Source organism: Gilliamella sp. W8136 (genome assembly GCF_016101285.1).
Lineage (GTDB): Bacteria > Pseudomonadota > Gammaproteobacteria > Enterobacterales > Orbaceae > Gilliamella > Gilliamella apicola_N.
Genome location: NZ_JACFQU010000002.1, coordinates 92,425 through 117,576, shown reverse-complemented (window position 1 = coordinate 117,576; position 25,152 = coordinate 92,425). Strand labels below are relative to the sequence as shown.

21 protein-coding genes and 4 tRNA genes are annotated in these 25,152 nt (G+C 33.8%); 12 read left to right on the top strand and 13 right to left on the bottom strand.

The window, feature by feature from the left end; all coding sequences use genetic code 11:
* Position 1: 1 nt before the first annotated feature.
* Positions 2–553 (bottom strand): lipopolysaccharide transport periplasmic protein LptA, encoded by a 552-nt coding sequence (gene lptA, locus H3T96_RS01760; protein WP_086351460.1) that lies wholly within the window; start codon positions 551–553, stop codon positions 2–4.
* A gap of 4 nt (positions 554–557) precedes the next feature.
* Positions 558–1,121 (bottom strand): LPS export ABC transporter periplasmic protein LptC, encoded by a 564-nt coding sequence (lptC, locus tag H3T96_RS01755; protein ID WP_039128650.1) that lies wholly within the window; start codon positions 1,119–1,121, stop codon positions 558–560.
* A gap of 281 nt (positions 1,122–1,402) precedes the next feature.
* On the opposite strand from lptC, the gene H3T96_RS01750 reads away from it, so the two are divergent.
* Positions 1,403–1,981, top strand: coding sequence for a CHAP domain-containing protein (locus tag H3T96_RS01750; protein WP_144091844.1), 579 nt, complete (start codon positions 1,403–1,405; stop codon positions 1,979–1,981).
* Positions 1,982–2,086: 105 nt separating this feature from the next.
* Here the strand turns inward: H3T96_RS01750 and yccX are convergent, their stop codons facing one another.
* The 8 genes from yccX to yiaK all read right to left on the bottom strand — a co-directional run bounded on the left by yccX (position 2,087) and on the right by yiaK (position 11,519).
* A complete protein-coding gene (gene yccX, locus H3T96_RS01745; protein WP_086327708.1) occupies positions 2,087–2,365 on the bottom strand; it encodes an acylphosphatase in 279 nt (92 codons plus the stop codon).
* Between the two features lie 162 nt (positions 2,366–2,527).
* A complete protein-coding gene (locus H3T96_RS01740; RefSeq protein WP_086327507.1) occupies positions 2,528–3,211 on the bottom strand; it encodes a GntR family transcriptional regulator in 684 nt (227 codons plus the stop codon).
* A 184-nt stretch (positions 3,212–3,395) separates the two neighbouring features.
* Complete coding sequence (locus H3T96_RS01735; protein ID WP_144091843.1) at positions 3,396–4,877, bottom strand: mannitol dehydrogenase family protein; 1,482 nt, start codon at positions 4,875–4,877, stop codon at positions 3,396–3,398.
* Between the two features lie 16 nt (positions 4,878–4,893).
* On the bottom strand, positions 4,894–6,234 hold the full coding sequence (locus H3T96_RS01730) for an MFS transporter (protein ID WP_370528776.1): 1,341 nt from the start codon (positions 6,232–6,234) through the stop codon (positions 4,894–4,896).
* A 52-nt stretch (positions 6,235–6,286) separates the two neighbouring features.
* Positions 6,287–7,303 carry a Zn-dependent oxidoreductase gene (locus tag H3T96_RS01725; RefSeq protein WP_144091842.1) on the bottom strand — a complete coding sequence of 339 codons (1,017 nt, stop codon included), beginning with the start codon at positions 7,301–7,303 and terminating at the stop codon, positions 6,287–6,289.
* A gap of 15 nt (positions 7,304–7,318) precedes the next feature.
* Entirely contained in the window at positions 7,319–8,533 is a 1,215-nt protein-coding gene (manD, locus tag H3T96_RS01720; RefSeq protein WP_144091841.1) for a D-mannonate dehydratase ManD, read from the bottom strand.
* Positions 8,534–8,910: 377 nt separating this feature from the next.
* Positions 8,911–10,419 (bottom strand): MFS transporter, encoded by a 1,509-nt coding sequence (locus H3T96_RS01715; RefSeq protein WP_144091840.1) that lies wholly within the window; start codon positions 10,417–10,419, stop codon positions 8,911–8,913.
* 86 nt (positions 10,420–10,505) lie between these two features.
* Positions 10,506–11,519 carry a 3-dehydro-L-gulonate 2-dehydrogenase gene (gene yiaK, locus H3T96_RS01710; RefSeq protein ID WP_086326381.1) on the bottom strand — a complete coding sequence of 338 codons (1,014 nt, stop codon included), beginning with the start codon at positions 11,517–11,519 and terminating at the stop codon, positions 10,506–10,508.
* A gap of 495 nt (positions 11,520–12,014) precedes the next feature.
* Between yiaK and H3T96_RS01705 the strand changes: the two genes are divergently transcribed.
* Both H3T96_RS01705 and pabB read left to right on the top strand, forming a co-directional pair.
* A complete protein-coding gene (locus tag H3T96_RS01705) occupies positions 12,015–12,584 on the top strand; it encodes an aminodeoxychorismate/anthranilate synthase component II (protein WP_144091839.1) in 570 nt (189 codons plus the stop codon).
* A 7-nt stretch (positions 12,585–12,591) separates the two neighbouring features.
* Entirely contained in the window at positions 12,592–14,331 is a 1,740-nt protein-coding gene (pabB, locus tag H3T96_RS01700; RefSeq protein WP_186279240.1) for an aminodeoxychorismate synthase component I, read from the top strand.
* Positions 14,332–14,383: 52 nt separating this feature from the next.
* Here the strand turns inward: pabB and H3T96_RS01695 are convergent, their stop codons facing one another.
* From H3T96_RS01695 to H3T96_RS01685, 3 genes are read right to left on the bottom strand one after another with little or no spacing between them, the layout of a single operon-like run.
* On the bottom strand, positions 14,384–14,968 hold the full coding sequence (locus H3T96_RS01695) for an ABC-type transport auxiliary lipoprotein family protein (RefSeq protein ID WP_144091837.1): 585 nt from the start codon (positions 14,966–14,968) through the stop codon (positions 14,384–14,386).
* The gene (gene pqiB, locus H3T96_RS01690) at positions 14,968–16,605 is read right to left on the bottom strand and encodes an intermembrane transport protein PqiB (RefSeq protein WP_144091836.1); all 1,638 of its coding nucleotides are present in this window, start codon (positions 16,603–16,605) and stop codon (positions 14,968–14,970) included. Before pqiB ends, H3T96_RS01695 begins: the two co-directional genes overlap by 1 nt.
* Positions 16,606–16,612: 7 nt before the next feature.
* Positions 16,613–17,866 carry a PqiA/YebS family transporter subunit gene (locus H3T96_RS01685; protein WP_144091835.1) on the bottom strand — a complete coding sequence of 418 codons (1,254 nt, stop codon included), beginning with the start codon at positions 17,864–17,866 and terminating at the stop codon, positions 16,613–16,615.
* A 549-nt stretch (positions 17,867–18,415) separates the two neighbouring features.
* Between H3T96_RS01685 and recA the strand changes: the two genes are divergently transcribed.
* The 9 genes from recA (at position 18,416) to serS (ending at position 25,115) form a co-directional block, all read left to right on the top strand.
* The gene (recA, locus tag H3T96_RS01680; RefSeq protein ID WP_025314760.1) at positions 18,416–19,462 is read left to right on the top strand and encodes a recombinase RecA; all 1,047 of its coding nucleotides are present in this window, start codon (positions 18,416–18,418) and stop codon (positions 19,460–19,462) included.
* Positions 19,462–19,962 (top strand): regulatory protein RecX, encoded by a 501-nt coding sequence (locus H3T96_RS01675; protein ID WP_039127053.1) that lies wholly within the window; start codon positions 19,462–19,464, stop codon positions 19,960–19,962. The genes recA and H3T96_RS01675 overlap by 1 nt, the downstream gene beginning before the upstream one ends.
* 212 nt (positions 19,963–20,174) lie before the next feature.
* Positions 20,175–22,808: an alanine--tRNA ligase gene (gene alaS, locus H3T96_RS01670; protein WP_039127051.1), complete on the top strand. Its 2,634-nt coding sequence runs from the start codon at positions 20,175–20,177 to the stop codon at positions 22,806–22,808.
* Positions 22,809–22,960: 152 nt separating this feature from the next.
* Positions 22,961–23,161 (top strand): carbon storage regulator CsrA, encoded by a 201-nt coding sequence (csrA, locus tag H3T96_RS01665; RefSeq protein WP_025314757.1) that lies wholly within the window; start codon positions 22,961–22,963, stop codon positions 23,159–23,161.
* A gap of 125 nt (positions 23,162–23,286) precedes the next feature.
* Positions 23,287–23,379, top strand: a tRNA-Ser gene (locus tag H3T96_RS01660).
* Between the two features lie 19 nt (positions 23,380–23,398).
* Positions 23,399–23,475: transfer RNA gene (locus tag H3T96_RS01655), tRNA-Arg, on the top strand.
* Between the two features lie 18 nt (positions 23,476–23,493).
* Positions 23,494–23,570, top strand: a tRNA-Arg gene (locus H3T96_RS01650).
* 19 nt (positions 23,571–23,589) lie between these two features.
* A tRNA-Arg gene (locus H3T96_RS01645) sits at positions 23,590–23,666 on the top strand.
* Between the two features lie 156 nt (positions 23,667–23,822).
* Complete coding sequence (serS, locus tag H3T96_RS01640) at positions 23,823–25,115, top strand: serine--tRNA ligase (protein WP_039127048.1); 1,293 nt, start codon at positions 23,823–23,825, stop codon at positions 25,113–25,115.
* Positions 25,116–25,152 lie beyond the last annotated feature (37 nt).

The window sequence follows — 25,152 nt, the reverse complement described above, 5'->3', positions numbered from 1 at the left end:
TTTATTTATTTATCTCTTTAACTTGGCTAGGAATAATAGTGCTTTTTACTCGACCATTTTTGGGTTGGGCAAGTATCAACTGTTGTTTTACATTATAAGAAATGATTGAACTAACCACGTGATTATCCTGCTGAAATAATTCTGCGTTGTTCCGTAAGGTGACAATATTTTGTTTAACATCATAGATAATTTGCTCAGAATGCCCTGTCACAACTTTATTATTTTGAGGTAAAATTTGTTTAAAATTGACTGGATTACCATACGCTGTAATTTTCTGTTTTGTGGAATCCTGCATATCAGTCACTATCACTTTATCGGCTAAAATAGTCAAACCATCTTGAATTATTTGCACATTACCACTAAATGTTATGATATTTTTTTCAATATCAATCTGCTGATTATTCGCATCTATAGTAATAGGTTTATTATTAACTAACATCTTTTTATCATGTTGTTCTTCGGATGTTGATGTATTTGGCTCATCGGCAAAACACCCATATGAAATAGATAACATAAAAAATAATGGATAAATAAACCGTTTTTGCAATCTCATTTTTTTATTTTGCCTCAGTGTTGTAATAAGTTTTTATATTTTCAAGTATATTTGCAGTTTTTGTCCGTAAATTTCCAATTAATCCTTGCCCCGTTGAAAAAAAACCAACCCCTTTAATAGTAACAAGATCTTTAGAGGTGACATTTTGGGTCGTTAAATCAATAATGGCATTATCCGTTAATACATGCTTTAATTGAGCATCAGTAGTTAAATTATCTAATTGAACATTTTGATTAAGATAAATCAATTTATCATTGGTTAACGTTGCTTTTTGAGAGTGAATATTCCATGTAGCGGAATGTTCCCGATCATAAATAGTCAAATTGGGTAAATCAAATTCAGTATTATTTGATTCATCATAATGTTTTACTTTAACTGATTCAATTTTGTAGATGATCTCTCCTGATATGTCATAAATATTTGTTATCATATCATCACTTTGATATATCGGCGTATCCGATAAGCTGATTGTTGACATTGAATCTGAATCATCATCTTTCTGATAATTATAATAAACACCAACCACCACAATGATAAGTAAGATATAGATTAAATTTTTTTTATTCATAGCATATTTTTATCACACGAATAAGTTTAATCAATAACAAGGATAAATCGTTATCTTTAAGTTCTGTAATTTGGTTATTTTACTTTATTTTTTATTAAATTAATATCTGACATTAAAAGAAGTTAAGTAATCTCAAAATAATAATTGAAAATATTGATAATTTACTTATAAATTTTCTTTTTACTATAAAACAGATAACTTTTAATGATAATATATAACACATTCAAGGATTAGAACATTCTTCTTTTTTAAGATAAAAAGCTATGTAAAAGGAACCCCAGATGTTATTAAGCTTTAAAAAAATTGTTTTAGTAATGTTATTGGGTATTGGTTTTTATCATTTTGTTTATGCTGATTTAAATGTTGATGAAAGTAAAATTGGCATGGTTGTTGATGAATTCAATGGTGTTAAAGTTTATTATAATGGTGCAGTAAACCATGTTAGTGGTAGAAATGTAGCAAAAGATGGTTATAATTTAGGCTTGAAGTATCAGTGTGTTGAGTTTATTAAACGTTACTATTACGAACGGTTTAATCATAAAATGCCTGACAGTTATGGCCATGCTAAAGATTTTTTTGATGATTCGATACCAGATGGAGCTCTCAATCCTAAACGGAATTTACTTCAATTCCATAATGGCTCCCCCACTAAACCTCAAGTTGACGATATTATTGTTTTAGGTTGGTCTAGATATGGTCATGTAGCCATCATCAGTAAAGTTACTGACACTGATATTGAGATCGTTCAGCAAAATCCCGGCCCTACTGCCAGTAGTCGAGCTACGTTTCCACTAGTTTACAAAGATGGATTATGGAAAATAGATGCCTTTCGTGTTTTAGGTTATTTACGTAAACGTTAAAAGCAAATTTAATAATATTTTATATTAATTAACCATCTAAGTATTATTTAGAGAAACTGGGTGACTACCATTAAAAATCATCTAAGATTAACTTATTTAAATAAACTAATATCGGATATTAAAAGAAGTTAAATCGTTTTTAGGTGCTAATTCACAAATATTAAGATTGCTGATGCGGGCAGAAGAAGGTCCCCCTTGGTTAAGCCACTCAGTGAATTTAGTTATTTGTAAACTATCGCCTTGAATAAGAATTTCAACATCACCATTATCCAAATTTTTAACGTAGCCAAATAAACCCTGTTTTTTTGCTTGTTGATGAGTAAAAAAACGAAATCCAACCCCTTGTACCCGTCCACTCACTTGAATTTTTACTTGTTTAATCATATTACGACCTTATCTAGGTTTCTCAAATCAAAAAACATTATAGCGTGATAATTATAACCAGTAATTTTATTAATTTTTTTAACTAAATAAACAAAAGATATGAATACAAAAATTAATAAATGATCAGGTTTTACAATCAAAAAAGATAAGATAATATCGGTATTAATCAACAAACCATTCATTTTTTTGCCGCGATACAATTGTTATAGTTTGTAGAATCGCTGACAAATGTTCATGTAAAGCCTGTACTGCAAGCTCTGGATCATGATTTTCCAATGCAATTAAGATTTTTTCATGTTGTTTCACTAGATCTTCCGGTGGAGAGACATCTTCTAATGTTAAATATCTTACTCTATCCATCATAGCTTTGATATTTTCAACTGTTTGCCATGCCATCGGACAATCAATTACATTCATTAATATTTGATGAAACTCGTCATCTTTTTCCAAAAAATAGCTTATGTCTTTACGTTCATTAGCTTGTTTTTGTTCCGCTAGATTTTTTTGCAATAATAAAATATCTGATTGACTGATCTCTACAGCGGCACGTTTGATGATGGCGCATTCAACTGCTTCACGGATAAATTGCCCATCCATCACTTTCTTGATAGAAATTTTCGTTACAAATGTGCCACGTTGGGGAAGAATTTGTACAAGACCTGCTTCAGCTAGTTTAATAAATGCTTCACGAACAGGTTGGCGAGAAACATTGAATTGACTGGAAATTTCTTTTTCTGAAAGTAAAACACCTGGTAAAACATAACAGGTAATAATAGCTTTTCGTAATGTACGATAAATTTGTTGATTAACGGGTTCAGAAATATTTAAGTCGATAGATTTAAACATATACCATCTTATTTAAAAGAATAAATAATTAAGAATAGTAGGTGATTTTTAAGCATAAGAAAAGTTTTTTTGATAAATACCCATAATAATAAATTAGGCGCTGCTTCATATTTAGACAGTTAGAAAAGTGTAATACCATTACTGGTTATTACACTTTGTGTTTTATTAATTATTGTTAGTTGTGTTAAAAACTTTGTGCTAATTGTTGAACGGTTTGTTTAGCACCTTTATCTCTTAAAGATAAATAAGCGTTGGTAACCTGAACTATAAAATGTTGATTATTAGATAAATCATTTCCAAAAACATGCGTCAATGATAATAATGCTTTGACTCGCTCTTCATTATCGGGACTGTTTGATACCAACTCTTTTAGTTGCTCTGCGGCTGGATCACTAATTTCAATATTTTTACCATTATCATCGATACCACTAACGTATCGCATCCAAGCAGCAATGCCTAAAGCTAAACAATCAAATGGTGTATTATTGGTTAAATGATAACGAACTGAATCAAGCATACGTTGTGGTAATTTTAATGTACCATCCATGGCAATTTGCCAAGTACGATGTTTAAGACCAGTGTTACGATAACGATCCAGTAACGAATCTGCGTAAGCAGATAAATCAACCCCTTTTACGCGTAAGGTCGTTGCTTGTTCTTGTAACATAAGGTGACGAGCCGCTTTTACATAATGGGGATCTTGCATACATTCATCTATGTGTAAATATCCTGCCAAATACCCTAAATAGGCAAAAAAGGAGTGACTGCCATTTAGCATGCGTAATTTCATTTCTTCATACGGTAAAACATCATTGACTAACTCTGCACCCGATTTTTGCCATTCTGGACGACCTGCGACAAAATTATCTTCAATTACCCATTGCTTGAATGGCTCACCAGCAACACCTGCAGGATCGTCAATGCCCCCCAATTGCTTTTGTATTTTTGTTATTGTATCTGGCGTTACTGCTGGCACAATACGGTCAACCATAGTAGATGGAAAGCTGACATTTTTTTCAATCCATTGGGATAAGTTTGCATCCCTTATTTTTGCTAAAGCCAAAACTACATTACGTGTTACATGACCATTTTCTGGCATATTGTCACAAGACATGACCGAAAAAGGTTTCAAGCCTTTTTCTTTACGAATACGTAAAGCTTCAACAATGACCCCCGGCACACTTTTAGGATGAGTTGGATTGTCAATGTCGTGTTGAATAAGGACATTATTGATATCAATTGATGCTGTCGCGGGTAAATAGCAATAACCTTTTTCAGTGACAGTTATTGATATAATTGCGATTTCTGGACGCGTCATAACCTCTAAAATTTTTGCTATACCATCTATATCTGCATGTAATGCTTCTTTGGCGACCCCCACCACTCGAGTAGACCAGTTATCATAGGACATTTCACAAACACTAAATAGATAATTTTGTTCTTTAAGATCAGCGATTTGTTTTTCACCACCAATTAAATTGACTTCACAGTATCCCCAATCACTACCATGTTCGGCAGCTAAAATATCGGCAAATACAGCTTGATGAGCACGATGAAAAGCACCAAAACCAAGATGAACGATTTTAGTTTTAAGCTGATTTCTATCATAATTTGGTACAACTACCGCTTCAAGTAGTTGTGATAAAGTTTGATTTGATAATTTCATTATTTTTCCCATTTTTTTATTCTGCTGCATCTTTTAAATCAGCTAAATTACGATCTTTTACCTCAGGCATAAAAATCGCAGAAACTAAACCAATACAAGAATAGATAATAATCATAACAACAATTGGCCACCAATCGTTAACCATTTTACAGAAAATTCCCGCTAATATTGGACCAAATCCTACCGCAATAAGTCCACCTGCTTCTTTAGATATCGCCATTTGAGTAAATCGATTACGCGCGCCAAACATTTCTGCCATTGTGATGTTTTCTAATGCAAACAGTCCCAATACCGCAACGTTATGAATAACAATCAAACATAACATAATGGTACTCACTGAATGATTTTTATCAACAATAATAGATAACATTGGATAAGCAAGAATAATTGCTGATAAAGTCATAATTATATAAGGTACGCGACGCCCAATCTTATCGGATAACCAACCTAAGAAAGGAATTGTGAAAAAACCAACAATTGAACTGATCATTAAAGCATCAGTTGGTATGCTTTTCTCAAATAACAATGCTTGTACTAAGTAACCGGCTAAAAAAGTTTGAATTAAACCAGAATTCCCAGCTTGACCAAAGCGTAACCCCGTTGCTAACCAAAAAGATTTACTTTTACACATCTCCAATAATGAAATATGTTTAATTGCTGGTTTTTCATTACTTGTTTTTGCTGTTGCATCATTTACATCATCAAAAACAGGACTCTCTTTTAAATTCATTCGGAGCCAAATGGCAAAGATCATAACAATGACACTGGCAATAAATGGTACTCGCCACCCCCAAGATATGAGTTGATCTTTATCTAGTATAAAAAACATAATTGCCCAAATTGCTGTCGCACTTAAAGTCCCACAGTTAGTACCCATCGCGACAAGTGAAGAAACAATTCCTCGTTTTCCTTTTGGCGCATACTCTGCGAGCATAGTGCCAGCACCAGAAATTTCTGCACCAGCACCTAATCCTTGAATAATACGCAAAACAACTAACATTAATGGCGCTAAAATACCGACTTGAGCATAGGTGGGTAAAAAACCTATCAATGTGGTACAAATACCCATCATAGTGATAGTGATAAATAATACTTTCTTTCTACCAATTGCATCACCCATGCGGCCAAAAACAAAAGCGCCAACAATACGTGCAACGTATCCAGCGCCATAAGTTCCCATCGCTAATATCAATGCCATAATCGCTGATTGTTCAGGGAAAAATATTTCATGAAATACAAGTGCAGCACCTAAAGAATATAATTGGAAATCCATAAACTCTAATGCGGTTCCAAGCCAACCAGAAACAGCAGCTTTAACTAAATCTGAAGTATTTCTTTCACTTTTATTATTTCCTATCTTATTCATATTTTACTCGCTCTCACTTATCATTTAGTTTATAAAAATTGACCTAACTAAAAGTCAATAAAACCTTGCAACACTGTTTCTGATCTTTTTCGAAAGTTTGGATTGCCTGAACCACATCCGTATAATCAAATCGATGAGTAATCAGTTTGTTAGGATCAATTAATTTTTTATTTAACCAATCAATGACGATTGGGAATTTGTTTGCATTGAGTCGTGAAGAGAAAATAGAAAGCTCTTTACTGGTAATACCTTGTTGTGTTATTTGACATGGATCGCTTGAAAAACCCATAATGAGAATTCTTGCAGCTGGCGATGCAATTGTAATTGCTTCTTGCAAAATTGAAGGATGACAAGCGGCATCAATGATTACCGTTGGTTTGATATTCAATTTATCTAATTCATCTTTTAATGATAATGATGTGTTATTAATAGTCCGATCAGCACCACTACTTTTTGCCATCGCTAAACGTTCATCAATACGATCGACAACAATAACTTCTTTAACGTTATACACACCTTTCAGGGCTTGCACTGAAGTTAATCCCATTGGGCCTGCACCATAAATTAATGCAACATCATTTTGGGTCGGTTTTAGTTGTGCAGTTGCATTAGCAGCTATTGTGAAAGGCTCTATCATTACAGCAAATTCATCATTGATTTCATTTGGTATCACATAAGCATTTTTACTTGGTACAACAGCATATTGACTGAATCCGCCATCACGATGAACACCCAAAACAGTTAAAGAGGAACAAACATTAGGACGACCAACAGAACAAGGGTAACAACATCCACAGCTAATTACAGGATCAACAGAAACACGCTCACCGATTCTAGATTGATCAACCCCCTCTCCAACAGCATCAATCACCCCAAAAAATTCATGCCCAATTACTCTTGGATATTTAGCAAAAGGATTATGACCGCGATAAATATGACTATCTGATCCACAAATGCCGGCTAATTTTACTTTTACTCTAACTTCACCTGATTTAGGTTGAGGAACTTCACGTTCCTCGATTACTAATTCATTGGGTTGTTTTATTGCAATACTTTTCATATAAACTCCTTTAACTTACCAATTCCACAAAGTGCCATCTTCTAAACGAGCAATTGGCAAATAAGCGGGGTTGTATGGATATTTAGCGGCTAGTTTTTCATCAAAGTCGATACCTAAACCTGGTTTGTCACTTGGATGCATATAACCATCATTGAAAGTCCAATTTGGAGAAAAGACTTCTAACATCTGTTCTGAGTAACCCATAAATTCTTGAACACCAAAGTTAGGCACCCACATATCAAAATGTAGTGCTGCGGCATGACAGATTGGTGATAAATCAGATGGTCCATGAGAGCCAGTTCTAACTTGATAAAGCGCAGCAAAATCAGCTATTCGACGCATGTGAGTGATACCACCAGCATGAGTTATTGTGGTTCGAATGTAATCGATGAGCTGTTCTTCAATCAGTTGTTTACAGTCCCAAATGCTGTTAAATACTTCACCAACAGCAATGGGTGTTATAGTGTGTTGACGAATTAAACGGAAGCATTCTTGATTTTCAGCCGGTGTAGGATCTTCCATCCAAAATAGACGATAATCTTCAATACTTTTACCAAAACGCGCAGCTTCAATTGGAGTTAAGCGATGGTGCATGTCATGCAATAGATGTTCGTTAAAACCGAATTTGTTTCGCACTGCTTCAAATAATTTTGGCGTAAAGTCTAAATATTTATCCGTTGCCCAAAACTGTTCTTCAGGATAATTGCCACGCGTAGCGGGTTCGTATGCAAGATTTTTCCCTTTACTTTGACCATAAGTCGTTTTCATTCCAGGTATACCACATTGCACTCGGATTGCTTTGAAACCCATCTCTTTATGTTTAGCATAATCATCTAACGCTTCTTCGATATCTTTACCAGTGGTATGGCAATACACCATTACGCCTGTACGTGAAGCACCGCCCAATAATTGATAAAGTGGCATATTGGCAACTTTACCTTTGATATCCCATAACGCCATATCAATTGCCGATATCGCTGACATTGTCACTGGACCACGACGCCAATAAGCGCCTTTATAAAAATATTGGAAAATATCTTCAATTTGATGAGGATCACGCCCAATAAGTTGAGGGCAAAGATGATCTTTAAGATAAGATGCTACTGATAGTTCTCGCCCATTAAGCGTTGCATCACCAACACCATAAACGCCTTCATCGGTGGTTATTTTTAATGTGACAAAGTTTCGACCCGGACTGCATACAAAAACTTCTGCTTTTACAATTTTCATTGAATACCTCGTTAATAATTTGTGCAGCACCAAATTAATCGATCCAATACTACCATACAAGTAGATTAGAATGTTTTTGTGAGAAAGATCACATTAAGGAGGAGAGATCGTAAAGAAATTGAGGTTTAGCAAATGTTTTAACTATAGATTGGAATGCTGAAAAAATAGTGAATTAGATAATTATCATCAAATTATTAATTTGATTTTAAACAAGATTATCAAAATTAATATTGATATATTTGGGATAGATAAAAAAATGTAGTATTGAATCAATATTACATTTTTTTATAAAAATATTTATAAATATCAGATTTGATAGAGGATCTTATAGATAACAATATTTATCATGAGCGAAGATGTATCTCCTCATAGTTGCATTATTTATCTCGCCATAAATGTTCATATTTATGACCAGTAAGATTTTCAACAACTTTACGTGTCTGTTCTGAAACATCATTTTTTGAACCATTATTTTTTAAACGTTCTATTTCTGCGACCAAAATTGTGTGAGTTTGTTTATTTAACTTAAAGGTTAAAGCATAAATTAACGCAATTAATAATAAACCAACTGTACCACCAACAAATAAAATACTTATGGTATTTATTGCTTCAGCACTTTGTTGAGTACTTCCTTGCACAAAGCCACCCTTTTGTAGAATTAATCCCACAATAAACGTTGCAATAGCAACCGTTGTTTTGCGACCAAATGTCATTACAGCAGCAAATAAACCTTCTCGACGTTGTCTGGTGAGCATTTCGTCAATATCAGGAATAAATGGGAACACATTCCATGGGGTAAATTCTAAAATACAACGACCAGCTTGATAACAAATCGCTACAATATACAACCACCAGATTTTGGATGACGGATCGACTATATATACTGCATAAAAACCAAGAATGCAGATGATCATAGTTGTATAAGAGAAAACATACAGCTTTCCTGGACCGTATTTTACCATTGCAACACCAGCCAATAATGTTATTGGTAACCCTATAATACTTAACGATAATAATCCACCAGCAAATGACGAAGAGACACATAAACAATAGACACAAAAGAAGACAAAAACCGTATTAAAAATATCTTTTGCTGTAAATGAAAATAAATAGATAGCTAAATGACGACGAAAAGCTTTAATATGAAATGTAGATACATAATCCTTAACTAGTTGTTTAACAGCACTTACTTTTTCAGAAAAACTCTTTTTGTTCACACCTTTTTCTTGATGCTTCAACATCTCTGGAGTCAGCTCTCGTTCCCACGTAACTTTATATGAAATAAATACACAAACAGCAAAAATAATCGCAAAGAAAAGTCCATTAATAAAATAAGCGTAAGCATTATTTTCACCAAAATTATGAATTAAAATACCCGGCACTAAAGTTGCTAAGAAAGTTCCACTCGCAGATAAAAACATCCGACCTGTAGATAATTTGGTTCGATCATTATAATCTTTAGTCATTTCTGAGGGTAATGTTTCCCAAGGAATCAATACAATAGCTGCAACAATTTCAAATACTAGATATACGGTTAAATAAAACCAATAATTCATCCCTGTTATCCAAAGTAAAACATAAATCAACATAAGAGGAGAACCAATTAGTAAGAAAAACCGTCTTCTACCAAATTTTTGTCCTAATTTGTATTTGTAAAAATTATCGGTAAAACTACCCATAAATAAACTAACGATTGCATCAACAATTCGTGCAATTGCCACAATAGATGCTGCCTCAATAGGCGTTAATCCTACAAAGGTGGTATAAAAAAAGAGTAACCATGCTCCAATGATGGTAAAGGCGCCACCCCCCATAATATCCGTTAAACCATAACCGATAGCGATTGGAATCGTCACTTTTTTCTTGTCACTAACCGCATTATTCATATTCTATTCCTTTTTAATCAATTCGTCGTTTGGCGTAAAAATTAATGATTCGCTATATATTTTTTAATTATTAATTTTGATTTCAGCTAATTTGCTAATGAAACCACTTCACGCCACACTTCAGTATCAACAGGAATACCATTGGTTAGATGATCTTTACGTGTTTTTATTGATAATTCACCTGGATAAAAAACTGCTTTTTGTCCTTCAGCCGGTGTTGATGTATTAACATATTGAGTAATACTATTAACCATCTGTTCGTTAAATTCTTTGCCACCTAATTGAGATGGGTCAAATACCATAAAAATCTGACTAGCACCAGTACAGCTTCCTTTTTGAATCTTATCAATTTCATTAGTTGGATTGCCCATCGATAAAAGTGCAGCCATTGCATCTAATACGATAGCCATACTTGACCCTTTCCAATATCCAGTTGGTAGAATTCGCATTGATTCTTCTATTGATCCTGGATCATCAGTTAATTTTCCATCTTTGTCATACCCACCTGGAAACGGAAGTTTCTCACCTTTTAAGCGAGTGACTTGAAGCTTACCATATGCATATTGTGACATCGCCATATCAACAACGATTGAACCATCTGAACTCGGCACTGCCATCACGAATGGATTATTGCCTAAACGTGTATTTTTTGCTCCCCACGCAGGCATACACGATTCGGTATTTGTCCAACACATTGCCGCAAATCCCTTTTCTACAGCTTTCCAACCGTAAGTTCCGCCTCGCATCCAATGAGTTGTATTACGTAATCCAATAATGCCAACAGCATGTTTTTTAGCTAATTCAATTGCTTTATCTAAAGCAAAAAGTGCATTTGTTATTCCGATCCCTTGATTTCCATCATAAACTTCAAGCGCACCCAGTGATTTAACTAAACTAGGTTTAGCGTTAATATCTACCCAACCTTTATTGACATAATCAACAAATCGAGCGACACGATTTAACCCATGGGAATAAACCCCGTCAGAAGTAGATTCGGTATGTATATGTGCACATATTTCTGCTTGTGATTCAGATAATCCAGCATTAAGAAATGCTTTTTTTATAGTCGTTTTCATTTCTTCAAATGTTATTTTTTGCATATTTGTATCCTCACATAAATAGACCTGTCGAAACTTTTATTAATGTTTAGTTTTGGTGAGTTTAATAATTCAATCAAAAAAGGAGTCATAAAAACATCTAATTTATTTGTTGTTTTTATTAAATAAAGCCTATGTTGATTGAATTTAGGGAAAATATAATAAAATATACTACCATACAAGAATAGCTGTAGGCTTTTGTGAGGGTCATCACAAAAAGAAGGTATTTTTGTCAAAAAATTTCAGGTTATGGGTACGTTTAAGTAAAAAAATAGGAATAAAGTAATATTAAGTTAGTAATCATCTCTTATTAGTTCTTCTTGCTTGTATAATGGCGTCAATAATAGTTAGATTTAAACTAAACCTAGCTTGATTAATCAAACAATGAAATGAAATTTTTAATCATAATGCCGGCAATGGTGACTTGTCATTTATAATGATGATTTCCATAATCACCAAGTTGACAAAAAATTCTTTTTTTAATTAATGGAAGATATTTTGATACTATTAATAGATAACTATGATTCTTTTACGTTCAATATTTACGATTATTTATGCCGATTGGGTGCAAAAGTCCAAGTGATAAAAAATGATGAAATGACCGTTGAACAAATAAAAGAGCTAACCTTTTCTAAAATAATTATTTCTCCTGGTCCAGGAACGCCCGATAATGCTGGAATATCACTAACAGTGATTGCCGAATTTGCCAACTGTTGTCCAATATTAGGTATCTGTTTAGGTCATCAAACAATTGCACAGTATTATGGCTATTCCATTTGCAAAGCACCTATGCCTATGCACGGTAAAATCGATGAAATTATTCATGATGGTCAAGGATTATTTAGAGGCATTAAAAACCCTCTTTCTGTAGTTCGCTATCACTCTTTAATTGCTGACGATAATTTATCTCATACAAAGTCACCTCTCATGGTTACCGCTCGTAACAAACAAGGATTAATTATGGGATTACGACATAAAACATTACCCATTGAATCCGTGCAATTTCATCCAGAAGCAATTAAAACAGAATCAGGTTTACAAATGATTCATAATTTTATTTATGAGTAATATTAATATGAAAGTTTATATTGATTTTGAAGGTCAACAGAAATGTTTTTCTGATCCTATTACGATTTTGAGATCCAACGATTACACCACGGTTAAACAACAATTAGATGCAATCGAAAAGTTCACACAGCAAGGTTTTTATGCGGTTGGTTATCTTGCTTATGAAAGTGCAATGGGATTTAATCAAGTAAATAAAACCAAGAATATCCAAAAATCAGATGATGCACTACCTGTACTATTATTTGGAATTTATCAAGATTATTCAACAGTTGAATCATTAACAAAAAGTGATTACAAACCTTGTCATTTCGATTTAAAATGTGACACTTCAATCGAAGAATATAACCAAAAAATTGACTATATTCGTGGGCAGATTGAATCGGGAAATACGTATCAAACCAACTACACGATTCAATTTAGTGCACCATTTAATGATAATGCCTATGAGTATTACAAATTTTTACAAGAAAATAACCAAGCGAGTTATTGTGCTTATCTTGAATTTGAAAATTATCAGATTTTATCGATTTCTCCTGAACTATTTTTTAAGTTAGATAATCAAACTATCACAACAAAACCGATGAAAGGAACTGCCGCTCGAGGTTTAAATATTCACCATGATAAACAACAGTTAGAGACATTATTTTCTGAGAAAAATCAGGCTGAAAATATGATGATTGTTGATTTACTACGTAATGATTTAAGCCGAATTGCTAAAGCTGGCTCGGTCGTTGTCCCAAAATTATTTTCTGCCGAAAAATACCCTACCGTTTGGCAGTTGACCTCAACCATTCAAGCCGAGTTGGCTGAACAGGTCAGTTTATATCAAATTTTTCAAGCATTGTTTCCTTGTGGTTCAATTACTGGAGCACCTAAAACAAGCACAATGCAAATCATTGCAGACACTGAAAATTCACCTAGAGGCGTATATTGTGGAACCATAGGTTACATTACTCCCTATATGAAAACTGCAATATTTAATATACCCATTCGTACATTAACAATTCACAATCAGCAGATGCATTATGGTGTTGGCGGTGGAATAACTTGGGATTCAACATCAAACGATGAATATAGTGAAATCTTAGCAAAAACCGCTATATTAAACCGCACAGCAAGGATCCCCCAATATCTTATTGAATCATTACTGTTAGAAAAAGGGCAATTTTTATTACTTGATGAACATTTAACTAGACTTGCTAATTCTGCATGCTATTTTGATTTTAAATGTGATATTGATTCCATCAAATTGCAATTGATTAAATTAGCCAATACAGAATGTGAAAGTATTTGTAAGGTCAGAATTTTACTACAACAAGATGGTCGATGTGATATTAGCAAAGACATTATTAACGTACCAATGGAAATCAATGAAATCACACTCGCACCACAATGTGTGAATAATAAAAATATCTATTTGTATCACAAAACATCAAACCGTGAACATTTTCCGCAACTAACGATAGGTAAAGAATATGTTAATTTTAATCAAAACAATGAAATAACTGAATTTGTAAACGGTAATCTTGTGCTGTTAATTAATAATCAATGGGTTACACCTAAAATTAAATCGGGATTATTGGCTGGTACTATGCGACAATTTTATTTGGATCAAAAACAAATAATTGAAAAAACAATTTTAATCGATGAATTATTAAAGGCTGATAAAATTGCTTTTATTAATAGTGTTCGCAAATGGGTTGAAATTGATGATAAGGTATTTGATCGGTTCAAGCAGATGTTGTGATCTACTATTATTGAAACATTCCGCCAGAATGGTGGCGGAATGTTTTATTAATTTAATATCTTATAGAATTAGCAAAATCTTGCTCTTCTTCTTGCCATCCTTTTGACAACGCTTTAACTAAAGCATCATAACCATTTTTGGCTAATGGAATATGACGTTCAAATGGTTTTGTTTCGATATGATTTTTATTGTTTGTAACAATCCAACGCCCCTTTATAATTGCATCTCCATTGTAACCACCATGAAAACCATCAATAAAAAGTTTAACGGTTAATGTTGGAGTTGCTAGCGACTTACTCGAAATCAAATAATCTGGCAGTAACAAACTTAAATCTTGTACTAATCGTTCTTCAAGCTGTTGAGAAAGCGTCGAAACCCATAGATTATTTATAGCTGTAACATATTTGATATCTTCTGTTTGCAAAACAATACCAGATTTATTTAAGAAACTGGCTACATCAATGGAATCGATCTTTATAAAACGATTAGTTGATTTCATTGTTTTTGGTGTTTGAACAGGCAAATTACTAGCTAATTGGAAATAACTTTTATTTTCCGTGTTTGCTGAACAGCCAACGAGTAACATAAATGCAGTTCCACAAAATGTTATAAGGAAATTTCGCATCATTTTATTCATTACTTTTTACCTTTCGCTTTCGGTTCTTGGTCTTTCTTATTTGGAGCAGAGAAAATCAACGCATTACTTTTATCATTAAGTGTATTAAGTAATGGTGTTAATTCATCCATCATTTGCTGAACTTTTTGCAGACTTTCATTCATTTGCTTATTAAGTTCTGAACCTGGTTGTATACCTTTCAGAGTTTCGTTTAACGTTCTTAACGTTTCTTGTAAATCGCCAGGCATATTTTGCATTTCATTACTTGCCATAATTTGATTTAATGAATTCATTAAGCGCTGAGTTGAAGCTAACGATTTATTAAATTCCGTCATGGTATTATTCAGTGGTAAATTATTGAAATTATCTAATAACTGCATCACTTTGGCTTGAATCTGTGCAATACCTGTTGATGTTGTTTCTATAGTGTTATAACCGTAGAGATTACTTGATTTGGAGTTATATTTATTTTTTAATTCAGGATAAAAATCAAGATCAATAAAAAGCGCACCTGTAAACATATTTGAAGTTTTTAACGAGGCTCTTAAACCATTTTTTTGCTCATCCATAATTAAGGTCGCAATATCGATCTTTTCATCAACCAACTCAGATAAGCGATCGGGCTCGATCCTAATTAATACGGGTACTTTTTGATTTAAGATAAATGTTTTATTTAACATTTCAGCTGTATAAAATGGTACTTTAGATACCGTACCTAGCCGAATACCATGATACTCAACAGGCGCACCTTCAACCAATCCAGATATGGATTCAGAAAGCATAATCAGAAATTCTTTATATTCTGTATATTGTGAATCTTGAATTGATTTTTTATCTTCATATAATTTATATACGGCATGTTGCTCTGCGGGTGCGCCTAATTTAGAACCATCAGGCAAATCAAAACTAATACCACCCGACATTAATATATCTAAAGAAGGCACGTTAAGACTTGCACCCGCTGAAGAAAATGCTAAATCAATGCCTCCTTCTTTCCAAAAACGAACATTTTGAGTGACTAAAGCATCATAAGGTTTGGTGATAAAAACTTGATATTTCATTTTACGTGAATCAATATCAAATTCAGAAGTTTCAACATTACCTACACGATAACCATGAAACATCACGGATGCCCCACGCGGAATCACACCGTTTTGATCACTTTCAAGATTAACTCGAATGCCCTTAATACTTGGATCTGATAATGGTGGGTTATCCGATAGTATAAATGGATTATTTTTGAAACTATGTGTATCGTTTCCGGATGCTAACTCAATGTAAACACCAGATAAAATAGTCCCTAATCCTGTTACACCATCACGACCAATCTCTGGTTTGACAACCCAAAAAATAGAGTCATTTTTAAGCAGTGGTTCCATATCATTATAGATTCGACCTTTAATAACCACTTTTTCAAAGTCTTCTGATAACGTTACTTCATCGACAATACCGATATCAACACTGCGGTTTTTAATAACGGTTTTACCTGCTACAATACCACTTGCATCTTTGGCAAGTAAGGTAAAAGAAGTCCCTCTATCAGTATAATGAGAATAGATGATCCAAAGACCTACAATTGCAGTAACAATTGGAATAATCCATATCGCCGAGATGGCTCTAATTTTGATGATTTTCGCTAATTTACTTGATGTTGCCATAGTGTTCCTATTTATTATAACTTTTATTTGGAGAATGATCCCAAATTAAACGCGGATCAAATTTTTGCGATGCAATCATAGTGATAATCACAACAGTTGCGAAAAATGTAACGCCTATATCAGGATAAACCCCCATCATTTGTTGATTTCTAACTAGTGAACAAACAACTGATACAACAAATATATCAATCATTGACCATTTACCAATAAATTCTACCGCGCCATATAGTTTTTTCATTTTTAAACAATTATGTTTATTTTTCTTTTTCACAGCTATTGCAAAATAGCAAAGCCAACTTAATGAAATTATTTTCAAAATTGGAATAACTATACTGGCAATAAAAATAACTAATGCCACAGGTACATCACCCGCTTGCCACATATAAATAACACCATCCATAATTGTCGACGTTGACGGTGAACCAAAAACGACCGTTATCATAATCCCAAATACATTTGCAGGAATATAAATAATTAATGAAGTGACCAATAATGCTATTGTCCACTGTATTTTGTCACGATTTCTTACGGCACTTTTCTGTTTACATCTTGGGCATTTGACATAAGCTATTGGCATCATGGCATGACAACAACCACACAGCTTCAAATTTTGACTAATTGCCGTCTTACCGACTTTTAATGGTGCTTGAGCAAAATTATTGGTATTAATCTCTTCCCAAATTGTTTCAGGTGAAAAAATTACTTGTGCTTTTATATAAAAAAATACAAATAAACAAAACGCCCAAAAGGTACTTGTAACACCTATACTGCCATAGCTCATTAGTTTTACAAAGCTAACCAAAATGCCTGTTATAAATATTTCAGGCATACACCAATGTTTAAATTTTTCATAAATAATTAATAAATCTCTTTTGCGATATTTTGACACTGTAAACTTTGAACAAAGCAAACTAATAATTAATAGATTTATTATGGGGAAAATTAAAACAAATAAAATAAATAGCGCTGAAATATAACTATATTTATCAAAAAAAAGAGTTTTGGGTATATCTAAAACACTTACACCATTTAAATTACCAACTAGGCGAATATCAATAAAAATAAAACCACAAGCAACAATAATCATAATGAGTGAACAAACAGCATACATTGCGGCTCGAAATTTCATATTAATGCTTTTTTTGGCTAATGTGGTATTACAACGAGGACATATAGCTTTATGCCCTATTGTTATATCGGATAATTCTATGACCAAATCGCAGTGCGAACATAAAACATATTGTTGCTTATCAACAGTCATTATTTCCCTTTCATTTGATAATTATTTTAAATGTAAAGATGTTTCAGATTAGCATAACCTTTAAGTAAATAATTGATAAATTACTTTTACTCAATTTCTAGTGGGATAACTACTTTTAATATACAACAATGACTAAAACTTCTTCTTTGCTCATCATATCAAATGCCATTTTTTTATGAAAGTATTACCTACTCCTATTAGCATAATTTGATTACTTGATTTTGAGTATTTCAGTTGGTTAAACAATATTTTTTACACGCTGAATCTAAAATCTCATCTCAAAGACAAAATACATAAAATCTCATAATAACTTTATACAAAGTTATATCGCCATCAAATCCATTTATCGGGTTACATTTAATCTTGAATATTATCGTTTCGTCACCATTTGTTACAATCAAATAGACGATAACCAGTAATATTTTGAAAAAAATTGTGAAACATTTCCCATTATTAATTAAATGATTATTGGATATAAAAAAAACTTGATACTGTATAACAATACAGTATAATGTATGTCAATATACTAACTCATTGGAATTTTATAATATGAACGAAAACAAACAACGAGCACTTTCAGCTGCATTAAGTCAAATAGAAAAACAATTTGGTAAAGGTTCTATTATGCGTTTAGGGGATACCCAAACGTTAGATGTTGATTCTGTCTCTACTGGATCTTTAGGACTCGATATTGCATTAGGTATTGGCGGCTTACCAATGGGTCGAATCGTTGAAATTTTTGGACCAGAATCATCAGGTAAGACAACATTAACTTTATCAGTTATCGCCCAAGCGCAAAAAGAAGGTAAAACATGCGCATTTATTGATGCTGAACATGCTTTAGATCCAATTTATGCGGCTAAATTAGGTGTGCAAGTTGATGATTTATTAGTTTCTCAGCCTGATACTGGTGAACAGGCACTTGAAATTTGTGATGCCTTAGTTCGTTCTGGTGCTGTTGATGTTATTATTGTTGACTCAGTAGCAGCATTAACACCTAAAGCAGAAATTGAAGGCGAAATGGGCGATTCTCATATGGGATTACAAGCTCGTTTAATGTCACAAGCTTTACGTAAATTAACTGCAAATATCAAAAATGCTAACTGTTTAGTGGTATTTATCAACCAAATTCGTATGAAAATTGGTGTAATGTTTGGTAATCCAGAGACAACTACTGGTGGTAATGCACTTAAATTCTATGCATCTGTTCGTTTAGATATTCGACGCATTGGTGCAGTAAAAGAAGGTGAAGATGTCATTGGTAGTGATACACGTGTAAAAGTGGTGAAAAATAAAGTTGCTGCACCATTTAGACAAGCTGAATTCCAAATTCTTTACGGTTGTGGTATTTCTAAAGAAGGTGAATTGATTGATCTAGGTGTTAAACATAAATTAGTTGATAAAGCAGGTGCTTGGTATAGCTACAATGGCGAAAAAGTGGGTCAAGGCAAAGCGAATTCAATCAAATTTTTACAAGAACATCCAGAAATAGCCAAAGAGCTTGAAACAAAACTACGTGATTTATTATTAAATAGCCCTGCCGTTTTTGCTGCGGATGACGTAGATACTACATCGGAAGATGAAAGCTTTGAATAATGGACAAAAAACTCAATAAATTAATTTTAAATAAAGCTGTGCAATTACTTGCACAGCGCGATCATTCATCCTACGAACTAACGAATAAAATTATCCAATTTTTTACAAAAAAAATAAAATGTTCAGAGGATGAATACTATGAGCAATTAAATCAACTTAAAATAGAAACCGCTGATGTCATTCAATATTGTACTAATCAGAATTGGATGAACGACACACAATATATTGAAAAATATATTGTTATGCGCGCTAATAAAGGTTATGGAAGATATAAAATTGCCATGGAATTAAAACAACGCGGTCTATCCACTGACTTAATCCATGAACTTTTACGTATATTAGATATAAATTGGGTGTATAATGCCCATAAGCAATTATTAAAAAAATTTAAACAAGTTAATGTGAAAAATATCTCGGAAAAACAGAAAGTAACGCAATTTTTAGTTACCCGAGGTTATACTCAAGACGATATAAAAGATGTGTATAATTTATTGACTTAAATTTTGATAATATCTAAAATACACGAGAATTAAATTATTCAATACCCATTAGTTAAGCTCACTAAGTCAATTTATTTTTCCTTTTATTTGCATGTAATATTAGCTAGACCAACTGTATTATAAAGAATATTTTACCTTTCTTTACTTTTCAACTTTAGTTGTAACAGGTATATTACTATGTTTAAAAATTTATCGTTTATATGGATGCCTAAATGAAAAGCACTGCAGAAATTCGTCAAACTTTTCTTGACTTTTTCAATAGCAAAGGACATGAAATTGTAGCAAGTAGTTCCCTTGTTCCTCATAATGACCCAACGCTATTATTTACTAACGCTGGAATGAATCAGTTCAAGGATGTATTTCTAGGGATAGAAAAACGCCCTTATACTAGAGCAACAACAGCACAACGCTGTGTTCGCGCTGGTGGTAAACACAATGATTTGGATAATGTGGGTTATACTGCTCGACATCATACTTTTTTTGAAATGTTAGGAAACTTTAGTTTCGGTGACTATTTTAAACATGATGCGATCCATTTTGCTTGGGAATTATTAACCAGTAAAGAGTGGTTTAATCTTCCTAAAGAGAAATTAACTGTCACTGTTTATGAAACAGATGATGAAGCATATGAAATTTGGGAAAAAGAAATTGGTATACCCAAAGAACGTATTGTGCGTATTGGTGACAACAAAGGTGCTCCCTATGCTTCAGACAACTTCTGGCAAATGGGTGATACAGGGCCATGTGGACCGTGTACAGAAATTTTTTATGATCATGGTGATCATATTTGGGGAGGACCTCCAGGCAGCGCAGAAGAAGACGGTGACCGATTCATTGAAATTTGGAACATTGTCTTTATGCAGTTTAATCGTCATCCTGATGGCACAATGGAACCATTACCTAAGCCATCAGTCGATACGGGTATGGGCTTAGAAAGAATTGCAGCTGTTTTACAACATGTTGATTCCAATTATGAAATTGATTTATTTAAGAAATTAATTCATGATGCAGCACAAGTAATTCAAACGAAAGATTTAGAAAGTAAATCTTTACGTGTTATTGCTGACCATATTCGTTCTTGTGCATTTTTAATTTCTGATGGTGTATTGCCTTCTAATGAAGGTCGTGGCTATGTTTTACGTCGCATTATTCGACGGGCTGTGCGTCATGGACATATGTTAGGTGCTAAAGAAATATTCTTCTACAAATTAGTTAAACCTCTCATTGATGTAATGGGTAGTGCAGCAGTTGAATTAGCGAAAAATCAAAAAATAGTTGAAGACGCACTTAAACTTGAAGAAGAGCAATTCTTAAAAACATTGGAACGAGGATTATTTTTACTTGATCAAGAATTGGTTAAAATTACCGATTCGGTATTGCCTGGTGATGTTGCATTTAAACTTTACGATACGTTTGGTTTTCCATTAGATTTAACCGCAGATGTATGTCGCGAAAAAAATATCACCATTGATGAAGATGGATTTAATCAATGCATGGAAGAACAACGTAAACGTGCTCGTGAATCAAGTACTTTTAGTGTTGACTATAGCAATGTGATTAAACTTGATGATAAAACCGAATTTTTAGGTTATCAAGCTACCGAAGCATCAGGGAAAGTAATTGCCATTTTCCAAAATGGTCAAAAAGTAGAAAATGTCAATGCTGGTGATGAAGCGATTATCATCTTAGATAAGACACCATTTTATGGAGAATCAGGTGGACAAATTGGTGATAAAGGTTTATTAACTTCTGCAAACGCCGAATTTACTGTTTTAGATAGCCAAAAATATGGCAAAAGTATTGGTCATATCGGTAACCTTGTTAAAGGTTCCCTTAAAGTTGGTGATTTAGTAACAGCGGCAATTGATGTTGAGTTAAGAGAACGTATTAGACGCAATCATTCAGCAACCCATTTATTACAAGCTGCATTACAACGAATTTTAGGTAACCATGTTCATCAAAAAGGTTCTTTAGTGAATGACAGCTATCTGCGTTTTGATTTTTCGCATAATCAAAGCATCACACAAGAACAAATTGTTGAAATTGAAAATCTAGTTAACCAGCAAATTCGTTGTAATCTACCTGTTGACGTTGAACTGATGCCAATAGATGAAGCTAGAAATAAAGGGGCAATGGCACTATTTGGTGAAAAATACGAAGATATTGTTCGTGTTCTAACTATGGGCGATTTCTCAATTGAATTATGTGGTGGTACTCATGTAAATAGAACGGGCGATATAGGTTTATTTAAAATAATATCTGAATCAAGCATCGCTTCTGGAGTTCGCCGTATTGAGGCAACCTCTGGGCAAAATGCGATGGATTTTATACACCATGAAGCAAATTTATTAAGCCAAATTGCACAATTGGTTAAAAGCGATAAATCAGCAGTTTTAGTTCGTGTAGAGCAGTTGCTCGAACAAACTAAACTACTTGAAAAAAACATCGAGCAATTAAAGGCGCAAAAAGCTAGCCAACAAAGCGCACAATTAATTAATCAATGTGAAAAAATCAATAATAAAAATTTACTAATTGCTAAACTTGATAATGTCGAGGCAAAAGTATTACGTACTATGATTGATGATCTTAAAAATCAATTAAAAACAGGCGTAATTATTTTGGCTGCTGTTAATGATGACAAAATCAATTTAGCCGCTGGCGTAACAAATGATTTAATCAATGTTGTCAAAGCTGGTGAATTAGTTTCCCAATTAGCATTAAAAGTAGGTGGTAAAGGCGGTGGGCGGCCTGATTTCGCCCAAGCAGGTGGAATGGATCTGTCAGCATTACCAGAAGCATTGTCTTCAATGAAAAAGGAAATCAGTAATAAATTACAAGCAAGTTAGCCAGTTATATTCTAATATTGGTTAATAAGATATTTATTAATCGAATATTTGAATATTTCTGTAAAATTCCGTCTTTCTGTCCTATTGATGGGGGGCTGACGAAGCTATATCTTAAAATTGTGATGTATACTTAACTGATATTAGGAGATCTAATGTTAATTTTAACTAGGAGAGTAGGTGAAACACTAATTATTGGTGATGATGTTGTTATTACTATTCTTGGCGTGAAGGGTAATCAAGTCAGAATCGGTATTAATGCACCTAAAGAAGTCTCAATTCATCGAGAAGAGATATACAATAGAATTCATCAATCTCAGAACAAAAATGATGAATTACCCGAGCCCAAAGAGTAATTTTGGGCACGAAATAAACAACTAGCACGCGTAAGCAAAAAAATGTTTGACTTATTTTTTGTAAAACGTAATATGTGCGCCACGACATTATGATTTTGTTGTTCAAGCAAAGTCATAATGTTTTTGGTGAGATGGCCGAGAGGCTGAAGGCGCTCCCCTGCTAAGGGAGTATGCGGTCAAAAGCTGCATCGAGGGTTCGAATCCCTCTCTCACCGCCATTTTAAAAAATTAAAATATGCATCCGTAGCTCAGCTGGATAGAGTACCCGGCTACGAACCGGGCGGTCAGGGGTTCGAATCCCTTCGGATGCACCATTTTAACAAATTCAAAATGCATCCGTAGCTCAGCTGGATAGAGTACCCGGCTACGAACCGGGCGGTCAGGGGTTCGAATCCCTTCGGATGCACCATTTTTTTACGAACTTACACGCATCCGTAGCTCAGCTGGATAGAGCACTCGGCTTCGAACCGAGCGGTCAGGGGTTCGAATCCCTTCGGGTGCGCCATTGCGGTTGAATCCCGATATAATTCTAGTATACTAAGCTCACAAAATTTAATATCTATAATCAATCTACTTTTTGATTTATATGTTTTGTTAACTATATTAGAATAACTGTTAAAGTAGAAAGATATTTCCTTATTAATGAGAATGGACGTTATTTATGTTGGATCCGAATTTACTCCGAAATGAATTAAATGTTGTCGCTAAAAAGTTAGCTCGTCGTGGATTTAAATTAGATGTTGATACTATTAGTCAACTAGAAGAAAAACGCAAAGTACTGCAAGTTGAAACTGAAAGCTTACAAGCACAGCGTAATGCTCGTTCTAAAGCTATTGGTGAAGCTAAAGCTCGAGGCGAAGACATTACAGCCGTACGTGAAGAAGTTAATAAACTCGGTGAAAAACTGAATAATGCTAAAGCTGAGCTTGAAATCTTACTAACTAAAATTAAAGATATCACCTCTACTATTCCGAATATTCCTGATGACTCTGTACCTGATGGTAAAGACGAAAACGACAATGTCGAAGTTTCTCGCTTTGGAACCCCAAGAACATTTGACTTTCCAATCCAAGATCATGTTGCATTAGGCGAACGTTTTGGAGGATTAGACTTTGCTGCAGGTGTAAAACTAACTGGCGCACGTTTTGTTGTTATGAAGTCACAGATAGCCCGCCTACATCGTGCTATCACACAATTTATGTTAGATCTTCACACAGAACAGCATGGTTATGCTGAAATTTATGTGCCCTATCTTGTCAATCAAGCCACTTTATTCGGTACAGGACAATTACCAAAATTTGCAGGTGACTTATTTCACACAAAACCACTAGATGAAGAATCAGAAAGCAGTAATTACGCGCTTATTCCAACTGCTGAAGTACCAGTAACCAATTTGGTTCGTGACGAGATTCTTGATGAAAGCGCGTTACCTATGAAAATGACTGCACATACTCCATGTTTCCGTTCTGAAGCGGGTTCTTATGGTAAAGATACTCGCGGTTTAATCCGTATGCATCAATTTGACAAAGTAGAACTGGTGCAAATTGTTAAACCAGAAGAATCTATGAAAGCTTTAGAAGAGTTAACCGCACATGCAGAAAAAGTATTACAATTACTAGAATTACCGTATCGTAAAATTGTATTATGTACAGGTGATATGGGCTTTGGTTCCTGTAAAACATATGATCTTGAAGTGTGGGTACCGGCTCAAAATACTTACCGTGAAATTTCTTCTTGCTCTAATATGTGGGATTTCCAAGCACGCCGTATGCAAGCGCGTTATCGCAATAAAGCTGATAATAAAACTTATTTAGTACATACGTTAAATGGCTCTGGTTTAGCTGTAGGACGCACGTTAGTTGCAATTATGGAAAACTATCAGCAAGCAGATGGAACAATTAGAATTCCATCCGTATTAGTACCTTATATGAATGGTGTTGAGGTAATTGGATAAATAAAATTTATTCCACTTCATTACATATAGATAATAG